At 47.8% G+C, this 20,088-nt stretch carries 16 protein-coding genes; 6 read left to right on the forward strand and 10 right to left on the reverse strand.

Features of this window, described 5'->3' with window-relative positions:
* Positions 1–71 precede the first annotated feature (71 nt).
* The 5 genes from ABIE50_RS00880 to ABIE50_RS00900 all read left to right on the forward strand — a co-directional run bounded on the left by ABIE50_RS00880 (position 72) and on the right by ABIE50_RS00900 (position 5,492).
* Positions 72–1,943 (forward strand): vWA domain-containing protein, encoded by a 1,872-nt coding sequence (locus ABIE50_RS00880; RefSeq protein WP_209856834.1) that lies wholly within the window; start codon positions 72–74, stop codon positions 1,941–1,943.
* A 43-nt stretch (positions 1,944–1,986) separates the two neighbouring features.
* Positions 1,987–2,640 carry a uracil phosphoribosyltransferase gene (upp, locus tag ABIE50_RS00885; protein WP_142685606.1) on the forward strand — a complete coding sequence of 218 codons (654 nt, stop codon included), beginning with the start codon at positions 1,987–1,989 and terminating at the stop codon, positions 2,638–2,640.
* A 170-nt stretch (positions 2,641–2,810) separates the two neighbouring features.
* A complete protein-coding gene (locus ABIE50_RS00890) occupies positions 2,811–3,824 on the forward strand; it encodes a PorP/SprF family type IX secretion system membrane protein (RefSeq protein WP_209856832.1) in 1,014 nt (337 codons plus the stop codon).
* A 190-nt stretch (positions 3,825–4,014) separates the two neighbouring features.
* A complete protein-coding gene (locus ABIE50_RS00895; RefSeq protein ID WP_142685604.1) occupies positions 4,015–4,779 on the forward strand; it encodes an EI24 domain-containing protein in 765 nt (254 codons plus the stop codon).
* Complete coding sequence (locus ABIE50_RS00900) at positions 4,779–5,492, forward strand: SAM-dependent methyltransferase (RefSeq protein ID WP_209856830.1); 714 nt, start codon at positions 4,779–4,781, stop codon at positions 5,490–5,492. Before ABIE50_RS00895 ends, ABIE50_RS00900 begins: the two co-directional genes overlap by 1 nt.
* Positions 5,493–5,528: 36 nt before the next feature.
* Here ABIE50_RS00900 and ABIE50_RS00905 read toward each other — a convergent pair whose 3' ends face one another.
* A complete protein-coding gene (locus ABIE50_RS00905) occupies positions 5,529–5,918 on the reverse strand; it encodes a hypothetical protein (protein WP_209856828.1) in 390 nt (129 codons plus the stop codon).
* 24 nt (positions 5,919–5,942) lie between these two features.
* Complete coding sequence (locus ABIE50_RS00910) at positions 5,943–7,316, reverse strand: M20/M25/M40 family metallo-hydrolase (RefSeq protein WP_209856826.1); 1,374 nt, start codon at positions 7,314–7,316, stop codon at positions 5,943–5,945.
* Between the two features lie 179 nt (positions 7,317–7,495).
* Between ABIE50_RS00910 and bshA the strand changes: the two genes are divergently transcribed.
* On the forward strand, positions 7,496–8,635 hold the full coding sequence (bshA, locus tag ABIE50_RS00915) for an N-acetyl-alpha-D-glucosaminyl L-malate synthase BshA (RefSeq protein WP_142685600.1): 1,140 nt from the start codon (positions 7,496–7,498) through the stop codon (positions 8,633–8,635).
* Here the strand turns inward: bshA and ABIE50_RS00920 are convergent.
* From ABIE50_RS00920 to porU, 8 genes are all read right to left on the reverse strand, one after another.
* The gene (locus ABIE50_RS00920; protein WP_209856824.1) at positions 8,632–10,005 is read right to left on the reverse strand and encodes a murein hydrolase activator EnvC family protein; all 1,374 of its coding nucleotides are present in this window, start codon (positions 10,003–10,005) and stop codon (positions 8,632–8,634) included. The genes bshA and ABIE50_RS00920 overlap by 4 nt on opposite strands.
* An 88-nt stretch (positions 10,006–10,093) precedes the next feature.
* On the reverse strand, positions 10,094–11,530 hold the full coding sequence (locus ABIE50_RS00925) for a murein hydrolase activator EnvC family protein (protein ID WP_209856822.1): 1,437 nt from the start codon (positions 11,528–11,530) through the stop codon (positions 10,094–10,096).
* Positions 11,531–11,620: 90 nt separating this feature from the next.
* On the reverse strand, positions 11,621–12,457 hold the full coding sequence (gene lolB1, locus ABIE50_RS00930) for a lipoprotein insertase outer membrane protein LolB1 (RefSeq protein WP_209856820.1): 837 nt from the start codon (positions 12,455–12,457) through the stop codon (positions 11,621–11,623).
* Between the two features lie 24 nt (positions 12,458–12,481).
* The gene (locus tag ABIE50_RS00935; protein WP_209856818.1) at positions 12,482–14,218 is read right to left on the reverse strand and encodes a tetratricopeptide repeat protein; all 1,737 of its coding nucleotides are present in this window, start codon (positions 14,216–14,218) and stop codon (positions 12,482–12,484) included.
* Between the two features lie 3 nt (positions 14,219–14,221).
* The gene (gene dut, locus ABIE50_RS00940; RefSeq protein WP_111579902.1) at positions 14,222–14,665 is read right to left on the reverse strand and encodes a dUTP diphosphatase; all 444 of its coding nucleotides are present in this window, start codon (positions 14,663–14,665) and stop codon (positions 14,222–14,224) included.
* A gap of 37 nt (positions 14,666–14,702) precedes the next feature.
* A complete protein-coding gene (gene ispF, locus ABIE50_RS00945; protein WP_209856815.1) occupies positions 14,703–15,191 on the reverse strand; it encodes a 2-C-methyl-D-erythritol 2,4-cyclodiphosphate synthase in 489 nt (162 codons plus the stop codon).
* A 123-nt stretch (positions 15,192–15,314) separates the two neighbouring features.
* Positions 15,315–16,487, reverse strand: coding sequence for a type IX secretion system outer membrane channel protein PorV (gene porV / locus ABIE50_RS00950; protein ID WP_354027831.1), 1,173 nt, complete (start codon positions 16,485–16,487; stop codon positions 15,315–15,317).
* 103 nt (positions 16,488–16,590) lie between these two features.
* Positions 16,591–19,893, reverse strand: coding sequence for a type IX secretion system sortase PorU (gene porU, locus ABIE50_RS00955; RefSeq protein ID WP_209856813.1), 3,303 nt, complete (start codon positions 19,891–19,893; stop codon positions 16,591–16,593).
* Positions 19,894–20,088: the final 195 nt, after the last annotated feature.

The raw sequence follows: 20,088 nt of genomic DNA on the forward strand, positions 1-20,088 counted from the left end.
AAAATATTTTTTTTACGACTTATGGAAACAGGGCCCCTCCGTACATCCTACAGGCAGAAAACTACTTCGCCATGAAAAAATATCTCACTTTACTATTGCTCAGCTGCCTGGTGGCATTTACCGCCACCGCCCAACAGGCAAGGGTTATTACAGGTATTGTAACAGACAGCCTGCTCAAAAGCCCTATTGCCAATGTGGTGATCAGGGTAAAAGGAACAGATGTATTAACCGCTACTGATAAAAAAGGGCAATTCAGCCTGAAAACCACCACCGGTGCGCTGATACTGGAAGTAACCGCCGCAGGATACCCGGTGAAGGAAATAACGGTACCTGCGGGGCAAAATAAACTGAAAGTGCAGCTTACCGGTTTGCAGCCGCTTGATAAAAAAAGGAACCAGTATGTAATGCAGGATAAGGCGCTGGCTGAAGTGGTGGTGGTGGGCTACGCCGCACAAGCACGCAGGTCCATGACTGGTTCTGTTTCCACTATCAGGGGCAATCAGATGGGCTATATACCCTCGCCTGTACACAATACGGAAGACTACAGCCCTATTAACGAAAATATTTTCCATGCGGCCAGCGACCAGCCACTCAGTACTTTCAGCATCGATGTGGACCGGGCCTCTTACAGTAACGTACGCCGCTTCCTGAACCAGGGCATGATGCCCGAACCGGATGCGGTAAGAGTGGAGGAAATGATCAATTATTTTGACTACCAGTATAAAGCCCCCGAAGGGAAAGACCCGGTGGCCATTTACACAGATATGGCCATTTGCCCCTGGAATACAAAGCATCAGCTGGTACGCGTGGCACTGAAAAGCAAACAGGTGGATACCCGTAACCTTCCTGCATCCAACCTGGTTTTCCTGATAGATGTTTCCGGTTCAATGTCTGGCGAAAACAGGCTGCCACTGGTAAAAAGGGCCTTTGCCGTATTAACGGAACAGCTCCGGCCGGAAGACAGGGTAGCCATTGTGGTATATGCCGGCGCCGCAGGAGTAGTGCTCCCCGCCACCAGCGGCAGCGATAAGAAAAAGATCCTCACCGCACTTGATCAGCTGGAAGCCGGCGGCTCCACTGCAGGTGGCGAAGGCATAAAATTGGCCTATAACATTGCCGGCGAATTGTATTCAAAAAACAGCAATACCCGCGTAATACTTGCTACCGATGGTGATTTCAATGTAGGCGTTTCCAGCGATGGAGAGCTCACCCGGATGATTGAAAAAGAAAGGGAAAAAGGCATTTCTCTTTCAGTACTTGGTTTTGGTATGGGTAATTATAAGGATAATAAACTGGAACTGCTGGCAGATAAAGGCAATGGTAACTATGCCTATATCGATAATTTTGAAGAAGCCCGCAGAACCTTTGTGACCGAGTTTGGCGGTACACTTTTTACAGTAGCCAAAGATGTAAAGCTGCAGGTAGAGTTTAACCCGCAATTCGTACAGTCGTACCGGTTGGTAGGCTATGAAAACCGCCTGCTCGCCAATGAAGATTTCAATAACGATAAAAAAGATGCAGGGGATATGGGTGTGGGTCATACCGTAACTGCCCTGTATGAAATTATTCCTTCCGGCGGGAAAAACGAAGCCGTTAACTGGGTAGACCCGCTGAAATACCAGCAGGGCAAAGTGATTGGTAACAAATCGGAAGTACTTACGGTAAAGCTGCGTTACAAACAGCCCGCCGGGGATCGTAGTATCCTGATGGAAAAAGTGCTCCCTTACAGCAACCAGGAAATTACAGATGCTCCGGAAGATTTCCGTATGGCAGCTGCCGTGGCAGCCTTCGGACAATTGCTGCGCCATTCTGCATTTAAAGGCACCGCCACCTACGATGACGTGTTATCCTGGGCAGGCAATTCCAGGGGAACAGATGCGGAAGGCTACCGCGCTGAATTCATCCAGCTGGTGAAAAAAGCGATGCTGCTTGACAAAGAGTAGTTCCACTATTTTTCGGTATTTTGCGGCCTCAAAGGAACAGCTCATGATTATCAATTTAAGTGAAACCAATTCATTGGTGGGAGAATGGCTAAGCGAGATCAGGAATATAGACGTTCAGCAGGACCGTATGCGTTTCCGCCGCAATATGGAACGGCTGGGAGAAGTAGCTGCATATGAGATCAGCAAAACACTGGATTATGAAGAAAAGGAAGTAACTACTCCCATGGGTATTGCTACCTGCCGGGTGCTGAAATCACAACCGGTACTGGCTACCATCCTGCGCGCCGGACTGGCATTGCACCAGGGTTTGTTACATTACTTCGATAAAGCAGACCACGCATTTGTTTCTGCTTACCGCAAACATAACCACGATGGTTCTTTTGACATCAGCCTGGAATATGTGAGCACTCCTTCCATCGACGGGCAGGTGCTTATCCTTTCCGATCCCATGCTCGCCACCGGCGCTTCACTGGTAAAAACCATAGAGCACCTGGAGGAAATTGGTAAGCCCAGTCATATACACCTGGTGGTAGCTATTGCCTGTACGATAGGAATTGAATATGTATTGCGCAATACCAAAGCTAATCTTACCATCTGGGCAGGAGATATTGATGATGAGCTCACCGCCAAGGGGTACATAGTTCCCGGGCTGGGAGACGCCGGGGACCTGGCCTTCGGAAATAAATTACAACAATAACATAGAATAATCGTTTTGCAGATAGCAGTTTTGTATCTTTAAAAAAGAACAAAGCTGCTATCGTTTTTTTATCAGATGGGATTTTTATACATGAATTTAATTTGATATGTGATTTTATTAGCGTACCTTCACCCGTATTGCATAATACCCTATGCTATAAGCTTAATTATATGAAAAGAGCTTTACTATTCTTGGCCATATTACTTTATTTAAATCCTCTACGGGCGCAGGACCCGCACTTCTCGCAGTTTTTTGCGTCGCCGCTAACCCTTAACCCGGCATTTACAGGCTTATTTTCAGGAGATTATCGTTTATCCGGCAACTACCGGTCACAATGGAGGAGTATTTCCACTCCCTTTGTAACAGGTACTGCAGCTATTGATTTTGGCATTTTAAAAAACGTGATCTCTTATACCGACATCTGGGGAGTGGGTCTTATGGCGATGTACGACAGGAGTGGCGGCGGAGCACTCACTTCCAGTTACCTTTCCTTCAGCACGGCCTATCATAAAGGGCTGGACCCGGAAGGAAATCATACCCTGGCTATCGGCCTTCAGGGAACGCTGGTACAAAAGAGGATAGACAATACCAAACTGCAGTTCGAAAACCAGATCGATAACAACGGTTATAACCCAATGATTCCCAGTAATGAAACACTGGTAAATCCAAAAATATCCTACTTCGATCCAAACATCGGTATTTTATACAACGGCCTCATCGGCGAAGCATCCAATATTTATATGGGCGCTTCCTATTACCATATCACCCAGCCTACTGAATCATTTATGAACCTTACCCAAAACCGGCTCAGTTACCGCTGGACGGTACACGGGGGTGGTTCTGTTCCGGTAAACGGGCAAGACAGGTTTCATGCCAGTATCCTGTACATGAAACAAAGCACAGCTTCCGAATTCACCTTTGGTGGCGCCTATGGCTTTATGCTCAACGATATGGATAATAATCCCACCACCTTTTACCTGGGTAGCTGGTACCGGATGAAAGATGCCATTATTCCTTATGTGGGCCTTGAAATCAAAGGCTTCCAGATAGGCCTTACCTACGACACCAACGTGTCGAGCCTGAAGCCAGCCTCCAACTACCGCGGCGGCCTCGAAATTTCCCTTATCTATATTCACACCCGGAACGAAAACAACAAATATAAAACCCTCTGTCCGCGTTTCTAAGACAGCGATCTTCCTTTCAAAATCATTATCCTGACCCGGGAAAAATAGCAAAAGAAACCTGCGCTATTCTTCCCGGATCAGGATAATCATTTAAAATCATAACAATCATTGTTAATTTTGCGTTAGTTTCGCTACTCTTTCATATAAACCAGGAAAAACACACATTCAGTTACAATAAAATATTCAGGCGTTGTTTTCATTCAGAGAAGTACTGTCGGCAGTCCAGTCTTACGGAAAAGCCCATCAATTCATACTACAGCATAAGTTATGGAAATGGATCCTGATTCCGGGAGTCATTTATTGCCTGTTGTTTTTTACAGGATTTTACTTTGTATGGGGCTACTCCGGCGATTTTGTGGAATACCTCACCCGCCTGCTGCACATCACAGAATGGGTACAGGACCTGGAAAGCAGCTGGCTGAGTTTTCTTTTTATCCTGGTAGCGTTTTCTATCCGGATAGTATTCGTGTTCTGGTATTTCTCCTATTTTAAGTATCTCTTCCTGATAGTGGCTTCCCCTGTATTTTCCTATTTATCTGAAAAGACAGAAGCCATACTGGATCATAAAGACTTTCCCTTCAGCTGGTCCCAGCTGGGGGAAGATATCCTGCGGGGCATCAAGATGTCATGCCGGAATATCGTTTATCAGACAGGCGCCATACTGGCCCTGTTACTGCTTTCCTTTATACCCGTGCTGGGCTGGATCACCCCGATGCTGGGATTCTTTATTGAATCTTATTTCTACGGCTTTTCCATGATGGACTACAGCTGTGAAAGACACCGCCTGAATATGTCGGAAAGCATCAACTTTATCCGCCAGCACCGGGGCATGGCCATCGGCAATGGTATGGTGTTCTACCTGTTTATGCTCATTCCCGTACTGGGCTGGATGCTGGCCCCTTCCTATGCTGTAATTGCAGCTACCATTGATTTACAAACAAAAAGACTGAAATAATGAATGCTACCGGCAATGTGTACCTGGTTCCTACTGTTTTGAGCGCCGATGCCCTGTTCAGTATTCCCGCTTATGTTACCGCTATTGTACAGCGGTTATCAGTTTTTTATGTAGAAAACGAAAGAACAGCCCGCAGGTACCTGAAATCGCTCGACAGAAATATCGTGATAGATAACCTGCAACTGCTGCCTATGAATGAAAACCAGGCGCCGGACCTGGTCCTTGCTAAAAAATTATTACTCGAAGGAAAAGATATAGGCATCCTCAGTGAAGCAGGATGCCCTGCCATCGCAGATCCTGGCCACCTCATCGTACAACTTGCACATACCATCAATGCAAGGGTTATTCCCATGATTGGCCCCAACTCCATGCTGCTGGCCCTCATGGCCTCCGGTATGAATGGCCAGAATTTCCAGTTTGTTGGCTACCTGCCTGTCAAATCTCCTGAAAGAACAAAAATGATCCGCGACCTGGAGCAGGAATCAGAAAGGAAAAAGCAAACACAATTGTTTATTGAAACACCCTACCGTAATAACCAGCTGCTGAAAGATATACTGGATAACTGTAAAGACTATACGCAACTTTGCATCGCTGCGGATATCACCGCTCCCACGGAATATATTAAAACGAAAACGGTGAAGGAATGGAAAAAACAGTTGCCCGATCTTCATAAACGACCGGCCATTTTCCTGTTATACGCGGGGAAGGAATAAAAAAGGGGAATTACGATGCCGTAATTCCCCGGTATTTTAAGGCAGGTCCTGTTTCACCGGATCCTTGATAGAGATAATACTGTCTACAATAAATGCACTGTATCCCCTCCATGGAATAGCACCCAGGTACTCTTTGTAGTGCAACTCCACCATTTTCCCGCTGGCCGTCATTAACTGTTGTGCAATCCTTTCGCTGCTCACGGAAAACTCGAATTCGTTCGACTGGATCGTACCGGCTACCTTCCCGCGGTAACCCGACTGTATCACTTTGCCTTCATAGGTTTTAAAGATGTATCCCTTCTGCACAAAATAATTCAGCTCTCCTGCTTTAACTCCCTGTCCGAAAACAAAGTAGTACTTGTAAAAGAAAATACCGCCCAATACCAGTATAATAATAGATACAATGATAAAGACAAACCGGCCCATAATTAGTTTTTTGGTGATGGATGATCAGAAATTCTGATCTACAAGATAAATGAAACCTGCCATACCAAACGCACCCAATTCAAGTTCTCTTTTATTCACTGCTTCAAATACATCATTTGCCGCGTGGTGAAGATCAAAATAACGCTGGGAATCAGGAGAAAGCTCGGCCATGGGTGTACCTATTGCGGCATTCAGCTGGCCCACGTCCACGCCGCCTCCCGGTTCATCAAAATCATAGATGCCATAAGGCGCAAAAAGCGGCTTCCAGCTATCCACTTTGGATTTGAGGGCAGGGTCCATGGTGGTGGTGAAACCCCGTGGCGTAAAACCGCCGGCATCGCTTTCCAGGGCAAAAATATGCTTTTCACCGCGGGTTCTGGCTACTTCTGCGTACTTCTTGCCGCCACGGGTACCGTTTTCCTCGTTGGCAAACAGTACTACACGCAGGGTATGTTCCGGCTTCAGGCCCAATGCCTTAAAGGCTCGCAGCACTTCTATGGATTGTACGCAGCCCGTGCCATCGTCGTGCGCACCCTCAGCCACATCCCATGAATCAAGATGCCCGCCAACTGTGATATACTGGTCGGGGTACTTACTGCCTCTCAGTTCGGCGATCACGTTATGCCCGATCGTGTCTTTCTTCATTTCGCAATTGGTACGAAGAAATACACTGGCGCTGTTGTCATCCTTCAAACGCTGGCTCAAACGGTCGGCGTCTTCCAGTCCGATGGCCACTGCCGGGATTTTGGGATAGGCACTGTCGTACTGCATGGCGCCTGTATGCGGGAAATTATTGGCGCCGTGCGACATAGACCTTACGATCACTGCCAAAGCCCCATACTTCGCAGCCCGGCTGGCGCCCTGGCCACGATATTTTACGGCATCGCCATAAGAATAAAATGTTTTTATAAATGTGGGGTTAAAGTGATAGTTATAAAAAACGATCTTTCCCTTTACCTGGTCCTTTTTAGCTTCCAGGTCATCGAAGGAAGCCACTTCCAGTACGGGAGCAGTTACGCCATCGGGCCCACTGCCCACTGAATTACCCAGGGCCAACACTTCCAGCGGTGGTATAAAGTCCCGCCGTTTGGAGATAATGCGGGCTTCTTCCTTGGCGCCACGCACCCAATGTGGCACCATGCACTCCTGGAGATAAACGGTGTCTGCACCGGCTGCTTTAAGCGCCTTTACGCCCCATTGCTCGGCTTCTGCCATCTGCGGAGATCCCGCCAAACGGCCCCCGATCTGCTTGGTGAGCACCCGGAGGTTTTCGTAGGCGGTGCTATGGGTCAATACTTCATCAGCTAGTTTCCTCAATGTCACTGAATCCTTCTCCTGCGCCACAGCCACGGCTGGCAGGGTACAGGCTAACAAAATTGGCACAATATAATTTCTCATTGCAGCAGGTTAATTTATGGTTAAAACTAATAAAAAAGTAGAAGGAGAAAAGCATAAAGGTGTCCGGCGGTCAATTCGTTTGGCATACCATTACCGGCTACCGCTCATCCCTCTCTCCTATGCATTATGTGATATCGTGTTGCTTTTTAGTACCTTTGCAGGATGCAAAAAATCAACTCATGCGCATAGGAATAGTATGTTACCCTACGTACGGTGGTAGTGGGGTGCTGGCCACAGAGCTGGGGAAAGCCCTGGCAGATAAAGGCCATATGGTCCACTTTATTACATATCAGCAGCCTGTAAGGCTTAACGCATTTCACGCTAATATATATTATCACGAGGTTCAGGTGCCTACATATCCACTTTTTGATTTTCCTCCCTATGAATCTGCCCTCAGCAGCACCATGGTGGATGTTATCATTAACCAGAAACTGGACCTGCTGCATGTTCACTATGCTATTCCACACGCATCTACCGCCTATATGGCCAAACAGATCGTGAAAAAGCATGGCAGAACGGTACCTTTTATCACTACCCTGCACGGTACAGATATTACCCTGGTGGGTAAGGATAAAACCTATGAGCCGGTAGTAACCTTCTCCATCAACGAGTCGGACGCAATTACCGCCGTTTCTGAGAATCTGCGGGATGAAACCTATAAATCCTTCCCGATTGAAAAAGATATAGCGGTCATTTACAACTTTGTGGATACTCAACGCTTCAGCCGCCGGGAACTGCCTCATTTCAGACAGGCGATTGCGCCCAACGGCGAAAAGATCCTGTTGCATGTATCCAACTTCCGTAAAGTAAAACGGGTACCTGATGTGGTAAAGGTATTTGCCCGGGTACGTAAAGAGTTGCCGGCGAAACTGCTGCTGGTAGGCGATGGTCCTGACAGACCTTCTATCGAATGTCTCTGCCGGGAATTGGGTATTTGTGAAGATGTAAGGTTTGTGGGAAAACAGGAGCAGCTGGAAGATGTGATGTCTATCAGTGACCTGTTCCTGCTGCCATCGGAATATGAAAGCTTTGGATTGGCGGCACTGGAAGCAATGGCTGCACGGGTACCTGTGCTTTCCTCCAATGCGGGAGGCTTACCGGAAATAAATATCCCGGGGCAAACCGGCTTTATGAGTAATGTGGGAGATGTGGAAGGAATGGCCGCCCATGCAATAAGACTGCTGAAAGATGAAGCCTTGCTGGAGCAGGTAAGACAGGGTGCCTGGGAACAGGCGCAGCGCTTCCATATCGATAATATCATTCCTCAATACGAGGCTTTATACGAAGAAGTATTACAAAAACAGGTACAGCTGCTCTAACGGGCGCGTATCCACTTTTCGGGATTCTGTTTCACCATGTTGCGATAAATCTGTAATTCTATCTCCCCGGCATTGCTACCTGCACCCGGAGCGGCTACACCCAGTGTTTGCCCGCGTTTTACAGAAGCACCCTTGCTAACACGAACATCCAGTAATCTCACATAGTTGGTAAAATATTTTCCGTGGCGCAGGGTTACCATATATCCTGCGCCCGGTACCATAAAGACCATAATTACTTCTCCGTCAAAAATGGCTTTTACTGCGGCTCCCCTGGCAGTGGCGATGATAATGCCATTGTGATCCACTTCAATTTTACCTACCCTGCCGGCGCCGAAATGACCAGTCACACGGCCTGCATCTACCGGCCAGGGTAAACGGCCGCGGTTCGACTCAAAATCGCGCGATAATGTAAGCGCCTCCGGAGTGGCCACCAGCGCATCTTCACTGGAAGTTTTCTCTAACGGGGCCTCCTCTTCTTCCTTCTCCTCCTTCTCCGCTTTCACGGGCAATTTTTTCCCTGCTTTTCTGGCGGCGGCAATAGCAGCTCTTTTACGGGCAGCAGCCTGTGCACGGCGACGGGCGTCTGCAGCCTTTTTGCGGGCCAGCGCCTGTGCCGCGGCCTTCTTCTGTGCCGCAGCTATTTCCCGCCTGATGGCATCCTGGATGGCCCGGTCTACCTGGCGGGCTTCAGCCTTATTTTTATTAATACGCTGCTGTAACTCCTGCTCCTGGTCTTTCAGCTGTGCAATAGCCTTATCTGCCTCTTTCTTATCTTCCAGCAGGTCTATCCGCTGTCGCTGCTCCGTTTGCAGCGCCCCGGTTTTCCTGGCTTTCTGCTGTTGCAGCGCTACCAGCTTCTCGCTAAGCAATACTTTGGTAGACAACAGGCTCTCTGCATCCCGGCGCCTGCTTTCGCGGTATTGCTGCAGGTACTGATAGCGGCGTATAGCATCATTAAAACTGGTGGCAGAAAAAAAGAAGTTCAGCACACTGTAAGAGTCACGGGTTTTATAAGCATACACCACCAGCTGTGCATACCTGGCCCGGAGAGAATCCACTTCTTTCTCCAGCGTTTGTACATTACTGTTAGTATTGCTGATGTCCCCTTCTATTAAACTGATTTCATTGTTGATATGAACGATCTGCGCATTGCGGGTAGAAATCTTCTGCAATAGTTCCCGCTGCAGGGCTACATTTTGCCGGGTGGATTTCTTTGTTTGCTGCAGGGCTTTATTGGCTTCTTCTATTTCTTTTAATAACTCCTGCTTACGGTTTTCCAGTGCCGCGCGCGATTGCTTACTACCCCGCTGAGCATGCAACAGCACAGGCAATAGCCATAGAGCCATCAAAAGAGGGATCAACTTTCTCAAAAAAAATTGCATTTGGTTAGTAAGCGCAAAGCTGAAAGCATCCTTAAATGCTTTCAGCTTTATCTCGTATAGTTTCAGCTATTTTAAATTATCTTCTCCGGATCCACTGCTCAGGATTCTGTTTGGTAATGCCTTTCCATATCTGCAGTTCCACCTCACCGGTATTTTCAATATCGTTGGTGCTGGCCGTACCAATTACCTGGCCCGTTTTCACATTATCCCCTTTCTTCACCCTGGTAGTTTGCAAACGTACATAGGTGGTAAAGTATTGTCCGTGGCGGATAATAATTACATATCCTGAACCTGGCATTACTACCACGGATTTTACTTCCCCGTCAAATATAGATTTTACGGCGCCGCCTTTAGTGGTGGCAATCACAATACCATCGGAAGGTACCTGGATATGCTCCATCACTGCATGCTGGTGAATACCAAAATGCTCGATGATATTACCGGCATCAACCGGCCATGGGAGTTTACCGCGATTGGCTTCAAAACTTTCAGACAATGCCAATGCCTCAGGAGTGGCTTCCAGCACGTTCTCTGTACGGGCCGCCGGTTTCTCCGGTTCAGGCGCCGGCTCCGGTGTTTTTGCCGGAGGAGGGGCCGGTGTTGGCGCCGGTGTATTGGCAGCGTTGTTATTGTTATTATTGGCGGCAGCTGCTTTTGCCCTTTCCGCAGCAGCCAGTGCAGCGGCTTTACGGGCTTCTTCCTCACGCCTGCGTTTTTCTTCTGCGGCTTTACGACGGGCAGCTTCTTCTTCCGCGGCCTTACGGCGGGCTTCTTCTATTTCCCTGCGGATTACCGCCCTGATGGCCAGTTGTACCTTCTGGGCATCTTTCTTACGCTGGTTAATATCTGCCACCAGCTCTTTCTCACGACCTTTCAGTTTATTCAGTACTTCATCTTTTTCCTTCTTATCTATTTCCAGGGTATTACGTTGTTCCTGCTCCGTTTTCAGCGCATCAGAGCGCCTTACCCGCTGTGATTCCAGGTTCTGGATCTTCCGGTTCAGCTGTTCCTGTGTAGACACGATATTATCTGCCTGGCGGCGGCGGTATTCACGGTATTGTTTCAGGTACTGAAAACGTTTTACTGCATCATTAAAACTTTCTGCAGAAAACACGAAGTTCAACATATCATAAGAAGAGCGGTTCTTATAAGCATAGATCACCAGTTGCGCATACTGGGCTTTCAGGGTGTCCAGGTCTTTCTGCAACGTTTTCACATCCCGCGCAGCGGTATTAATATCTCCGTTGATAAAATTAATCTCCTCATTGATATTATTGATCAAACGGGTACGCAGCGTGATCTTGTCGCGCAGGGCGCGCAGCTGGCCAAGACTTTCCCTGGTAGATTTCTTGGTTTCCTTTAATTGTTCATTTGCCTCATCTATTTCTCTTTGCAGGTCCTTCTTTCTTCGCTCCAGTTCTTCCCGCGATGGTTGCTGCTGCCCATTATTCTGGGCAACCAACATAGCTGGCAGTAACCATAGCACCAACATAAACGGGATAATCTTCTTCAAATACAACATGACTAAATTTAGTAACTGCAAATTAAATAAATATACAACGTTTATTAGTTTAATGAAGGCGGCATTTACTCAATTAACATTTTACATACGCTTATAGCTGGCGGGCATGCTGAATGGAAAAGAGAGCGGCACATCAAAATCGTACCGTGTAAAATCGAGCGCCACTTTGGTAACGTTCTTTTCTTCAATATAAATACGGCGGGTAGTAGGGAATTTGCGGCCGGCTACTTTTGTATAATCGCCATAGGTAAGCTCGCACGACCTTTTGGCAGTACCTGTACTGTCTTTATCCATCACTTTGCTTTGCTGCAATCCGTAGTCATCCGCAAAAACATTGAAGAGGCTGATAAACTTTGCATGATCGCAACTGAAAGAAATGATAGCGGGTGTTTTTACTACCTGGTATATGGAATCTGTAAGATACACCGGGTTACCGATCAGCATATCCTGCAGGGTATTGAAATCGAACGGAATATTCAGCAGCTCTTCAGCATCCGTCATTTTCCGGAGAAATAACTGCTTATCCAAACGGTTGTACATTTTAAGGCTATCCCGCGTGATCACTGCCCTGATCACTTCATCTACAATCGGGGCTGAAACGGATATCCATATGATGCTGTCTTTTTTAATACGGAAAGTAGCATTCAGGTTATTATGGCTCTTCTTGTCTGTTTCAAAAGCCAGTTTCATTTTACCGGAAAAAGTATTGAATTCAATATGATTGGCGTGGATACCTTTCAGCATTTCGCTGGTGAAACGGGTCAGTTCCGCGTTCGAGGAGCTGTCGCCTCCAATGGTTACCTTATTTGTATCAGCTGCAGGGAAAGTACTACGCGCCAGCTTCTTGGGATGACGGCAGGCCATCATTCCCAAACCGGTCATTATAATTAAAAGTGTGACTTCTATTTTTTTCTTCATTGAGCGATGACTTATAGCAAATGCTTATTGAATATATCTTTTTTCAGCGATCTTACGGGCCAGGTCTACAGAGGATGCTCCCTTGTCTTTAGCCATCTGCCAGTATTCCACCGCTTTTGTAACTTCTTTCAGATTAAACAGGATATCACCATAATGTTCAAGCACATTCGGATTTTTCTGTGCTTCCGGGTATTGCAATGCCTTTTCAATCCACACTTTTGCTTCTGCAAATTTTTCCTGGCGGAAAAGGATCCAGGCATAGGTGTCCATGTAGGTGGGGCTTTCCGGTTCCAGTTCCAGTGATTGTTTTGACATTTCCGCCGCTCTTTCCAGATTTTCGCCCCTTAAAGAAAGATAATAGCTGTAATTATTCATGATCAGCGCATCTTTCGGACGAAGCAGCAAAGCGCGCTCATAGCTGCTGTCCGACTGCTGGTGCTGCCCGGTAGCATGATAGGAGTCGCCCAGCAGGGAATAAATATCTCCCAGGAATTTTTTCTCTCCATTGCCTATTTCCAGTGCAGTGTTCAGCGAACTGATAGCGCCCGGGTACTGCTGCAGGAGGAAACTGGCTACTCCTTTAAAATAGTAACCCATAAATTCTTTAGGGAATTTACTGGTTACATTATTGCTGAGCGCCAGTAATGCGGTGGGATCATCTTTACGGGAATAGATCCACATCAGCTGATACCAAACGGAGAAACGGCTGTCGTCAAGGCTCAGGGCCTTTTTATAGCTTACCTCTGCACTGTCCAGCATATCCGCCTGTGAAAACATATCCCCTCTGAGTGCATATGCTTTTGCATCTGCCGGATGTGCTTTGATGATGAGGGAAGTCAGCTGCAGTCCTTCATCCAGCTTGGCCGTATCCGTATTCATCATTTGCAGGTACGGGTATACGTACGCTACCTTTTCATCAATACTGTAACCCGGATTGGCAAATGCTTTGGTAAGATTGCTCCAGTAGGTAACCGTATCATTATTTTTCTTTGCGTAAGATGCCAGCGCGATCAGGGCCCTTGGATTATCAGGGTCTTTGGACAGGATGGTATGATACACTGCTGCGGCATCCGGTATACGGTCGTTTGCATCGTAGATCTCTGCCAGCAGGTAGTAGTACCTGATCTCTTCCGGTTCCTGGCTGATCAGTTTTTTTATTTCTGCCGCCGCTTCATCCACCATACTCATTTTAAGCAGCAGTTTCTGCTTCTGGTAAATAAGTTCTTCCACAACGCCCACCTTCTTTTCCAGCTGGTCAAATACCGCAAGTGCAGAGGCGGGTTTATCGGCTTTTGCCAGTAAAATTCCTTTGTTATAAAGATAATCTTCGTTATCGGGGTATCTTTGGGTAAGGCCTTCAAACACATAGGCAGCACTGTCAAATTTCTCATTCACGGCATAGGCGTCTGCAAGCGTTACCTGGAACCAGTGGTTCTGCGGATCCAGTGCTGCAGCGCGACGGGCAAAGATGAGCGCGTTACCGGCATTCTGTACTTCTATAAAAAGACGTGCTAATTCGTAGTTAACGGTGGCGTTGTTTTTATTCAGCCGCAGGTAGTCCGCGTACTGGGTAATAGCCGTGCGATAGTCACCCAGCATTTTGGAGCGCTGGGCAGCAAAGAAGAGGCTATCCGCCCGCTGCGACAACACAGTGGAATTATTAATGGTGGCGTTTTTGCGTGATGCTGATTGTTTGGCACCACTACAGGCTCCCATTAATAACATCCCAGTCAGCCCTATAACGGTGAAGTATATCCGCATTTATCAGGATTTACCGGTATGTCCAAATCCTCCCACACCTCTAACGGTTTCTGTCAGCACGGTTACCGGTTCTATGACCGCCTGAACAAAAGGAGCAATAATCATCTGGGCAATACGGTCGCCAGGTTGTATGGTTTGCGGTTCATTGGATAAATTGATCATAATAATCTTAATCTCTCCGCGATAATCTGCATCTATCGTGCCAGGCGTATTCAGGAGCGTAAGCCCCTGCTTAATGGCTAAACCGCTACGGGGGCGGATCTGCGCTTCATAGCCGGCAGGCAGTTCCATAAACAAGCCGGTAGGGATCAGCATTCTTTCCAGCGACTGCAGGGTTACCGCGGTTTCCAAATGTGCGCGAAGGTCCATTCCTGCCGCATCTGCCGTTGCATAGGCCGGTAATTCATTACCCGACTTATTGATTATTTTCACAATGATATCCGCCATTGAACAAAGATATTTTAAAATAATTATGAATGGTGAATTACTGGGTGATATGCTCCAGCAGTACCACCGCATGTGCTGTAACGCCTTCCTCACGGCCTACAAAACCCAGCTTTTCAGTGGTAGTGGCCTTCACAGATACATCTTCAATGCCCACATGCAGGATTTTTGCGATCACTGCCTGCATCTCGGGTACATACGGCTTCACTTTCGGCGCCTGCAAACACAAGGTGCTGTCTACGTTTACCACCTGGTATCCTTTCTCTCCTATCAGCTGTGCGCACCGGGCCAATAATATTTTACTGTCGATATTCTTGTAAGTATTATCAGTATCCGGGAAATGTACTCCTATATCTCCCAGGGAAAGCGCTCCCAGCATGGCATCACAAATGGCATGTAATAATACATCGGCATCGCTGTGTCCCAGCGCACCTTTATGATGTGGCACCAGTACTCCTCCCAGCCAGAATTCCCGGCCTTCTGTCAGCTGATGGAAATCTACTCCCAATCCTATACGTATCCTACTCATATTTGTAATAATTAAATCATTTTGCCAATCCGCAAGGTAAGCCAATAAATATAAAAATCCCCCCGTTTTGCGGAGGGATTCAATTGATTCAATCATTTATATAATTAAACGACTAAATATGTGTTACCATCCTGTACGGCTTTCTTCATCCCTGGAGCCCAGGTCGAATGTAAGCGTAAACCGAAGGGTATTGGAAAGCGGGTTACGCTGGATTCCTGAGCCTGAAGGCACCAGGTAGGAAAAGTTAAGCCCGAAGACGTCGTACTTAACACCAATACCAGCGGTAAAATATTTGCGGTTACCCTTGTTCTTATTTTCATTAAAGTAACCGGCCCGTACAGCAAACTGCTGGTTGTACCAATACTCCATGCCAACAGAATACATCAGCTCCTGCAGTTCTTCCTTAAGAGGTGCATCTCCGAAAGAGCTGAAGATCCCTTCCAGTGTGCCTTTCTCCTTATATAAGCCGGCAGTATCCGGTGTAGGCACCAACAGCTTATTGATATCCAGCGCAAAGGTGAGCTGGTTGGCTTCATCCAGCGCTATGGTATAGGCTGTACCAATGCCCAGGTTAGTTGGCAGGAAGTCTTTATTGGCCGCAGAACTGGTGTAGGAAATTTTGGTACCGATATTCGTAATAGCCAGCCCTACGTTCAGCCTGTTAACCAGGCCATCATCTTTCTCAAAATCTTTGGTGTAAAATCCAGACAAATCAGCAGCAAAGGCTTTACCTGGCTTAATGCTCACGCTGCCATTGCTTTGCCCGCCAGCCAGGTTGGAGTAAATATAACGGGCTGTCAGGCCTATGCCGAAATGATCTGACAGTTTACGGGCATAACCTGCATCCAGCGCAAATTCACGCGGACGGAAATCACCCGTGGGTGTGCCGGTTATATCTGTAAAGTTGATCGTTCCCAAAGAAAAATATCTTAACGAACCGGAAATGGCCTGCTGTTCATCCAGCTTTGTATAACCGGATACAGTGGCCAGGAATACATCGTTTACCAGCTCTTTTAACCAGGGTGTATAAGTTACCGATAACCCGCCATTCTTTTCAGCAAATGGAAGCTTAGACAGGTTATTATAAATAGAAGATGCATCCGGTGATATGGCCACTCCCACGTCGCCCATGGCTCCACTGCGTGCATCCGGTGTAATTCTCAGAAAAGGCACCGCGGTATTGATGGTGTTGGTACGCCCATCTGTTTGCCCCGGGTTAGGAATTTGCGCTGAGATTTGTAAACTTATGAAAGTACCGTAAATGAACACAAGGCCCATTGTTACCTTTCGGATCATGCAGAATTTGTATTTGATAAGGATGTAAAAATAATCTTATTTATTAATATAACATAGAAAGGGGTTTATTTGGGATAATGGTAAAATTATTTCCCGGCATAGACTACAATAACATCAGCTTACCGCCTTTTACTTTCGTACCCGTGGAAGTTCTGATTGTTAGCCTGTACACGTACAACCCTGTGGATAGTTTTGCTCCCGAATCATTACTACCATCCCAGGGCATGCCCTCAAAACGACCAGCGGTGGAAATTATTGTGCTCCGCATTGTTTTTACCAGTCTTCCGGCTAATGTAAACACCTGTAATGTAAGCTCCAGCTCTTCTCCCTGGCGGTTATGCAAAAAAGAAAAACGTGTCACGTCATGAAAAGGATTCGGAAAATTCCTGACATCATCTACCGCCAGTATGCCCTGTTCAGCCACTTTGAAATAAATAGTTGCTGTAGCCCCATTGTTCCATGCATCCCATGCCCTGACCGTAATTTTATGTTCTCCAGTTGACAATCCCTTTAACGGGAAAAGTACATTACCTTTCTTATAGCTGTCCAAAGATGCCCCAAAATAATCATTTAACACAAAATATTCTGTACTATCCAGAATTGCCGTTAGCCTGTGAAACTCATTATTCCCTGAAATGTTGATACCGCTGCTGTCTGCCAGATCTATTATCAGTAAAGGATCCGGGCCTGTGATATCCCCGCTTCTGAAATTACGGTTATCAAGCCAGGCATTTATTGCCGGACCGGTAACATCAGCCACCGGTGGTGAAGCCTGGCCACCGGTGGTGAAATTATCAAAATAACCGTTACCATCCTGCCGGTCGTTACTGGTATAATAACTGATCTTTCCTCTACCGTTACCTTCCCTGGTATCGGCGGGGGCCATAAATGTAAAAGAAAACCTGCCGCCACTCACTGTTTGGGTTCCCTGGAACAATACGTTCTGCTGCACCCTGTATGCAGCCACCTGGCTCCCGGCATCATTGCCACGGGTTTTCAGCAGGGCCGGCTGATCGTATACCGTTGTATAAAGAATGCCGTTATAATTGGATACGGGGTTCCCCTGTGCATCTGCTATATGGCCCTTTACAGTATAGGTGCCAAGGCCCTTCACGGTATCGGGTAATCCCCTGGTTGCCCTCCCATTGATAGAATCTGTGATCACGCGGTAGGTGGGATATGCCAGGGTAAGCGCCGGGTCTCCCAGGAGCTGGAACTTACGGTTATTTACTGCATCGCCGGAACTGCTGTAAGTAAGGTTCTTCGCCAGCATGGATGCAGTACCCAACGCAGGCATACGCCCATCTGCAGATGGTGTAAACGCCACTTTAAAATAGTTAGCGTTCATCAGCTGGTTGGAGGCTGCAAAAACCGCGCGGGTAGTAGTCATCAGCGCAATTGCCCCACCTGTATGCTGCAATAATATTTTATGCCCCAGCGAAGTGATGCCCGGATCATCATAGGGCGCAAAATCACAGGTGGCTGTAATAAACAAGGGAAGCCTGTTTTCGTTATGCCAGTCGCTGGTACTGGCAGCATCCATTATATTTTCGGCAGCCAGGCGCGCATTGCTGCCATGACCCGTATAATTCAGTACCAGTGTACCTTTATTTATCCTGCCGGCAATGGCTTTATTTACTTCCGGGTAAAGTGCGCCTGAGCTGCCTGTTTCCTGGGGATAGGCATCTGCATAGATCTTATCTGTATTCATCACCTGCGCACTGCTCCATAGGATATCTCCCATTTTCTCCGCATCTTCAAAGTGCAGGTTATCATCTTCATCATCAGCCAGCAGCGTTACCTGGTTACGCCAGGCGCCAAATGCAGCCGGCTGCCGGTACCGCAGGATCTTATCCACCGCCAGCCTGGCCTCTGCTTCATTACGCGCAGGAATACGGCCAATACCGATATCCAGCAGATCCGGTTTATCGTTCCGGGTAATGTCGCCATCATCTTTCAGGATGCCAAAATAATCGTCGGAAACATACGACCTGATGGCATCAAGGGAAGCCTCGCTTTGCCAGGAGGGAACATCATTGGTGTTGTTTTTTACCCGCTGCCGGTAGTCGTAAGACGCGGCGCCCAGCAACAGCAGGTAACGTGGCGCCGGCCCCCGGTCGTAAAACATTTTTACATAGTCCCTGATCGCTGTAGGATCCGGCGTTCCGGATGCGAACTCCTGGTATACCTGGTCAATAGTGGTTACCTGCACCAACAGCTGGTCTTCCGCCCTGTGCATGGCCGCCAGGCGCTCTGCCTGCGGCAGCAGCCTGCGTGTGGTAACAATGATCATATCCGCCGGGCTGCTGCCATGCAGGTCCTGGTTCGGCACAGTGCCGGCAAAAACGGGTGTCTTCGCAGCCGAGGTATTAAAAGCAAGGTATTCGTGCAGCCGGTCGTTTTTGCCGGTAAACAGCAGGGAATCCCCTTGCAGGATGGTTTTCATTATCAGGGGTTGCAGCGGATCCGTAACATCCCAGACAGACGTTTGCGCGTTGGCGTTATGTACCGCAAAACGGCTGGGCTGCCCGGTACCGGCATACCGGGTGCTGCGGAAATCCAGCATGCCTGAAGCAGGCAATACCGGAGCACAACGTGCCTGTACCTCCAGGTAATCAAGCCATCCCCGGTCGTTGATATTTCCCGGTAAAAATTCCACGCCTATTTCCAGCGCTGCCTGATCCGTATTTGCACCGCCGGCAGTGGCAGCTGCGGTAGCCACGCCTTCAAAGATATTACCGGTAACAGGCAGCAGGTACATATTGGTTATTGCCGCCGCTTTGTTTATGGTGGCGTTGAAATTGCTTCCACTGCCGCTACGTGCCGCTGCCCGCATACTAACCCACACTTTTCCTTCCGGGGCCGCAGGCAATTTAAAACCGTAGCTGCGGGTAAGCCCAACTACTTTACTGAATTCCTGGCCCCACCATTGTTTCCCGCTGTTGAGGAAATTAATGCTGTCCCGCTCGTAAAAATCATGAAAGTCGAAGGTATATTCCGGAGCCGCAGCTGCCGGCTCATCGCCGGCCGCACTTATCCTGAGCCCTGTTCCGGTGGTGGTGATATAATACCAGGCAGTGTCGGCATACAGGTTCCGCTGATGCGTAAAAGTTTTGGTGCTGCTGTTATAGAGCCAGCGATGCGGCCCCGGGGCGTAAAAAAGGGCATAGTCGCTGCCATCCAGTATACCATCTCTCCCATCTTCTACCTGCAGGGCCACTTCCGGCAGGTCGTCGTAGCGTGGTACGGCATTAGGCTCCCCCAGCATCTGCCCCCCGCTGCCGTACAGCCGCAGCCCGGCAGCGCGCAAACCCGTGATGCCCAGGCTTTGCAGGAAGGCGGCATCTATTTTATAAACCCCGGGAGCGCTGATACCTATTTTATACCAGCTGCCGGTTGCCAGCACTGAATTTTTTTTATAGGGCCGAAGGCTGCTTTGGGCATATATTTCCCCCGTCCTCAAAAAAGAAAGCAGGAATAGGACTATAAAAATATAACTGAGTTTCATTACCTTAATCGCAGTTTTTCGGCCGGTTGATGTAGAAAGACCCTTATCAGCGGGAACGATTGGCAGCAAATTACAAATTAATTTTTTTCGCCA

The organism is Chitinophaga sp. OAE865 (genome assembly GCF_040546735.1).
Taxonomy (GTDB): domain Bacteria; phylum Bacteroidota; class Bacteroidia; order Chitinophagales; family Chitinophagaceae; genus Chitinophaga; species Chitinophaga polysaccharea_A.

Coding starts and splice junctions, on each gene's coding strand:
- ABIE50_RS00880 (WP_209856834.1), top strand. CDS start 72: ATGAAAAAATATCTCACTTTACTATTGCTCAGCTGCCTGGTGGCATTT.
- upp (WP_142685606.1), top strand. CDS start 1,987: ATGATTATCAATTTAAGTGAAACCAATTCATTGGTGGGAGAATGGCTA.
- ABIE50_RS00890 (WP_209856832.1), top strand. CDS start 2,811: ATGAAAAGAGCTTTACTATTCTTGGCCATATTACTTTATTTAAATCCT.
- ABIE50_RS00900 (WP_209856830.1), top strand. CDS start 4,779: ATGAATGCTACCGGCAATGTGTACCTGGTTCCTACTGTTTTGAGCGCC.
- ABIE50_RS00905 (WP_209856828.1), bottom strand. CDS start 5,918: ATGGGCCGGTTTGTCTTTATCATTGTATCTATTATTATACTGGTATTG.
- ABIE50_RS00910 (WP_209856826.1), bottom strand. CDS start 7,316: ATGAGAAATTATATTGTGCCAATTTTGTTAGCCTGTACCCTGCCAGCC.
- bshA (WP_142685600.1), top strand. CDS start 7,496: ATGCGCATAGGAATAGTATGTTACCCTACGTACGGTGGTAGTGGGGTG.
- lolB1 (WP_209856820.1), bottom strand. CDS start 12,457: ATGAAGAAAAAAATAGAAGTCACACTTTTAATTATAATGACCGGTTTG.
- ABIE50_RS00935 (WP_209856818.1), bottom strand. CDS start 14,218: ATGCGGATATACTTCACCGTTATAGGGCTGACTGGGATGTTATTAATG.
- dut (WP_111579902.1), bottom strand. CDS start 14,665: ATGGCGGATATCATTGTGAAAATAATCAATAAGTCGGGTAATGAATTA.
- ispF (WP_209856815.1), bottom strand. CDS start 15,191: ATGAGTAGGATACGTATAGGATTGGGAGTAGATTTCCATCAGCTGACA.
- porV (WP_354027831.1), bottom strand. CDS start 16,487: ATGATCCGAAAGGTAACAATGGGCCTTGTGTTCATTTACGGTACTTTC.